This window comes from Bradyrhizobium sp. (assembly GCF_049586575.1).
Taxonomy (GTDB): Bacteria; Pseudomonadota; Alphaproteobacteria; order Rhizobiales; family Xanthobacteraceae; genus Bradyrhizobium.
Window position 1 is genome coordinate 1 of the sequence record NZ_JBAVCF010000493.1, and the last position, 4,444, is coordinate 4,444.

5 protein-coding genes are annotated in these 4,444 nt (G+C 64.5%); all 5 read left to right on the forward strand.

The annotated features are described in order from the left end of the window. On the forward strand, positions 1 to 541 hold a 541-nt coding region (locus tag WB528_RS19015; RefSeq protein WP_423889941.1), incomplete at its 5' end, for a helix-turn-helix transcriptional regulator. Positions 542 to 748: 207 nt separating this feature from the next. Continuing rightward, on the forward strand, positions 749 to 1,759 hold the full coding sequence (locus WB528_RS19020; protein ID WP_423889942.1) for a branched-chain amino acid ABC transporter permease: 1,011 nt from the start codon (positions 749 to 751) through the stop codon (positions 1,757 to 1,759). Between the two features lie 3 nt (positions 1,760 to 1,762). Continuing rightward, entirely contained in the window at positions 1,763 to 2,836 is a 1,074-nt protein-coding gene (locus WB528_RS19025; protein ID WP_423889943.1) for a branched-chain amino acid ABC transporter permease, read from the forward strand. Further along, positions 2,829 to 3,611, forward strand: a complete 783-nt coding sequence (locus tag WB528_RS19030) for an ABC transporter ATP-binding protein (protein WP_423889944.1) — start codon at positions 2,829 to 2,831, stop codon at positions 3,609 to 3,611. The genes WB528_RS19025 and WB528_RS19030 overlap by 8 nt, the downstream gene beginning before the upstream one ends. Continuing rightward, positions 3,604 to 4,444: ABC transporter ATP-binding protein (locus WB528_RS19035; RefSeq protein WP_423889945.1), on the forward strand; the 841-nt coding region annotated here is incomplete at its 3' end. The genes WB528_RS19030 and WB528_RS19035, both read left to right, overlap by 8 nt.

Here is a 4,444-nt window from a genome sequence, read left to right on the forward strand (position 1 = left end):
CCTCAGCGATTCCGCGCGCCTGCGCTTCGGCCGTCCATTGACTTATCGGACCTCGGCGATCGACCGCCAGATCCGGCGCACCGCGGCGATGGTCTATGCCGCGCACAGGCTCAATGAACTCGATCACGAGCTGCGCGGCTTGATCGACGCCTGCTATGCCGAGAGCTGGCGGCGTCCCGGCGAGGCGTCGGAACGCCGCGTCGTCGAAGACGTCACCGATTTCAGGGTTCGCAAATCGATCCGCCTCATTCAGGAAGGGCTCGGCGCCCACATCCAGCTCGATGACGTTGCCCGTGAGTCCGGGCTGTCGCGGCCGCATTTCTACAAATTGTTCCGCAGCCAGACCGGCGTCACGCCGAATCTCTATTTAAATACCTTGCTGATGGAACGCTCGATCGACGTGCTGGTGAAGACGGAAAAGCCGGTGGCAGACATCGGGTTCGACCTTGGCTTCTCCTCGCAGAGCGCCTTCACACGCTTCTTCGCGTCCAATGTCGGGATGGCGCCAACGGACTATCGCGGTGCAGCGCAGTTGCTCTGACGAGCCGGCCGCGCCGGCGAGACACCCGTTCGCGCAAAAAAGATACTCACGATCAAGCGCGCGGAATTCGGGCACGCTACACTGGACCCCCTGATCGCGCCAACAAGCCGCGAAACGGTTCGGGAGGATGAGCGCCGTCATGGCCAGGGGCAGGATGAAGATTCGGTGCATTGGCTTCGCGCCGGCGGGTTTTGCGGGTGCGTTCGGATGAACCGCTTTGTCGAACGCCATCCAGTCTGGTCGCTGCTGATCCTGATCGCCGTCGTGGTGGCGCTCTGGCTGATCTTCGCGACCTGGCCGCAAGGCCTGGAGGAAGCGGTCGGCAGGAAGAAGGTATTTCTCAACGCGCTGTTCAACGGGATCACGCTGGGCGGGCTGTATTTCCTGGTCGCCAGCGGCTTCACGCTGATCTTCGGATTGATGCGCAACGTCAATCTCGCGCATGGGTCGATCTACCTGTTCGGCGGCTATATCGGCTACACGACCGACAATTTGACCGGTTCGTGGCTGTTCAGCTTCGTCATGGCCTTCGTGGCCGCGGCCCTGCTCGGCGTGATCCTGCAGGTTCTGGTGTTCCGCCGCATGGAGGGACAGGATCTGCGGCAGACGCTGGTCACGATCGGCATTTCGATCGTGCTTGCGGATTTGATGCTCTGGGGGTTCGGCGGCGACTTTTACCAGGTTCAGACCCCCGCCATGCTGGTCGGTCCGGCGCCGTTGCCGTTCGTGGTGGCGGTCAAATCCTCGGGCGAAGCGGTCTATCTGCAATACCCGATCGTGCGTCTGGTGATCTTCGCCGCCTCGGTCGTGATCGGCCTCGGGATGTGGCTGGTGCTCAATCGGACCCGTATAGGGATGATCGTGCGCGCCGGCGTCGACGACCGGGACATGCTGTCGGTGATGGGGGTGCGGATTCAACTGGTGTTCGTGCTGGTGTTCGCTTTCGGCGCGGGCCTTGCAGGAATGGCCGGCGTCGTGGGTGCTACCTTTCAATCGATTTCCCCGGGCGAGGACACCAGGTTTCTGCTGGCCTCACTGGTCGTGGTCATCGTCGGCGGCATGGGCTCGATTCCGGGCGCGGCACTTGGCGCCCTGATCATCGGCCTCGCCGAACAACTCGGCTCGGTCTACGTCCCGACCTATTCGATCGTGCTGACCTTCCTCATCATGGTGGTGGTGCTCGCGGTCAGGCCGCAGGGCCTGCTGGTGAGGCGCTGAACCATGAGCATCGTCGAAATCGCGCGCCCAGTGGCACCGGCTCCGGTCGACGCGGCGCCGGTCGCCTGGACCCAGCGCATCCATCCGGCCGCCGCTGTTGTCGCCGTGATCCTGCTGATCATGCCGCTGCTGGTGAACGGGTTCATCCTGTTTCAGATTTTCTCCTGGGCGTACATTCTGGGAATGATCGGCCTCAGCCTGATGTTTCTGGCCGGCTACGGCGGCATGGTCAGCCTCGCCCAGATGACGATCGCGGGTTTCTCCGGCTACATGGTGGCGATTTTCGGCGTCAGCGGCTTGACCCATCTCAGCCTCGGATGGCCGTGGTGGCTCGTCGCGCCGATGGCTTTGGCACTTGCCACGGTGTTCGGCACCATCACCGGCGCGCTCGCGGTCCGCACCACGGGCATCTACACCATCATGATCACGCTCGCAATCGCGTCGGCGTTTTACTATTTCGTCAACCAGAATTACGCGATCTTCAACGGCCACACCGGCATCAACAGCATCGCCACGCCGAATTTCTGGGGCGTCGACTGGCGTTCGCCGATCCCATTTTACTATGTGACCCTGGGCTTCGCCGCGATCTGCTACTGGGCGGCCGGCTACCTCGCACGCGCGCCGTTCGGGCTCGCTTTGCAGGGCGTGCGCGACAACCCCCGCCGGATGGCCGCACTGGGCTTCAACGTCAATGCGCATCGCGTCGCCGCCTATGTCTTCGCCTCGCTGGTCGCTGCGATCGCGGGCATCCTTTTAGTGTGGAGCAACGGGCAGATTTCTCCCGGCTCCGTCAGCGTCGACAACGCCATCGACATTCTGGTGATTGCCGTCGTCGGCGGCATTTCGCGACCCATTGGACCGTTCATCGGTGCCTTGATTTTCGTCATCTTGCGCACCTTCGCCCTCGACTTCCTGGTCGCGATCGGGCTCGACGGCAACCGGTTTCGCCTGCTGATCGGCCTCGGCTTTCTGGTCGTCGTGTTCTGGTCCCCGGATGGGGTGATCGGGCTGTGGACCCGCTGGCGCAACCGCGGCCTGTCGTCCCGCAATGCGGCACCGGGAGGCGGCCATGGATAGCGTCGCACAACGCCTCTCCGCCGTCGGCGCCGGCAATGCGCTGGAATTGCGCGGCGTCACCCGGCTGTTCGGCGCCCTCGCCGCGCTGACCGATGTCACCATGACGGTGCGACCGGGCGAGCGGCGCGCGGTGCTGGGCTCGAACGGCGCGGGCAAGACCACGCTGTTCAACTGCGTCACCGGCGATTTTCTGCCGACCTCGGGCACTATCCGCTTCTTCGGCGAGGACGTCACCGCCTTTCCGCCTTATGAGCGCATCCGCCGCGGCCTGCGCCGCACCTATCAGATTTCCGCACTGTTTCCGGGCCTGTCCGTGGTCGACAATGTCTACCTGGCCTGCCGCGGGGTTTCGCGCGGACGCTTCTCGCTGCTTCGTCCACGCCTTACCGACGCGCTGGTTCAGGCCGCCGAGAACCTGGTTCAGGCCGTGCATCTCCGCGACGTCAAGGATCGGCTGGTTTCCGAACTGAGCTACGGCCAGCAGCGGCAACTCGAGATCGCGCTCGCGCTCGCCGGCGCCCCGCGCTTTATCCTGTTCGACGAACCCGCCGCCGGCCTTTCGCCGACCGAGCGCTCGGAGCTGGTCGAGATCCTGTCGGCGCTGCCTGCGCATATCGGCTACATCATCATCGAGCACGACATGGACGTCGCGTTGCGCGTAGTCGAAAGCGTGACGATGATGCACAATGGCCGCATCTTCAAGGAAGGCGCGCCGCGCGAAATCGAGTCCGATCCCGAGGTGCAGGAGCTTTATCTGGGAGGCGGACATGGCTGAGCCGCGCCGTCCCCCTGCCGCCGCTGCGGTCCTGCAGATCAGCGGCCTCAACGTTTATTACGGGCACTCGCACGCCTTGCAGGGTGTCGACCTTACGCTCGATCACGGCGTTGTTTCCGTTGTCGGGCGCAACGGCATGGGCAAGACCACGCTGTGCAAGACCATCATGGGCCTGGTGCGCGCCTCCAGCGGCTCGATCCGCATGCACGGCCAGGATCTCCTGAGCCTGCAGCCCGCGCAAATCGCCCGCCTCGGCGTCGGCTATGTCCCGCAGGGACGTCGGCTCTGGCGCTCGCTCACCGTCGACGAGCACTTATGCATCAGCGTCGGCGCGCGGCGCGGCGCCTGGAGCCCGGAGCGCATCTACGACACCTTTCCGCGCCTCGCCGAACGCAAGAACAATGGCGGCGGCGAACTCTCCGGCGGCGAGCAGCAGATGCTCGCCATCGCGCGCGCCCTGCTGACCAATCCGCAACTGCTGATCATGGACGAGCCCACCGAGGGCCTGGCACCCGTCATCGTCAACCGGGTCGAGGAGATGCTGGTCAGGCTCGGCGACGAAGGCGATATCGCGATCCTGGTCATCGAGCAAAACATCGGCGTCGCCACCTCGGTGGCCGACAAGGTCGCGATCATGGTCAATGGGCGGATCAACCGCATCATCGACTCGCAGCGACTCGCCGCCGATCGCGAGTTGCAACAGCGTCTGCTCGGGGTCGGCCGTCTCTCGGAAGCCGAGCCGGAGGCCGACGAACAACAAGTCGACGCGCCGCGATCGAGCGCCGCGCGCGTCCCGGCCCCGGCCCCAAATGCAGGGCCGATCCGTATCTACG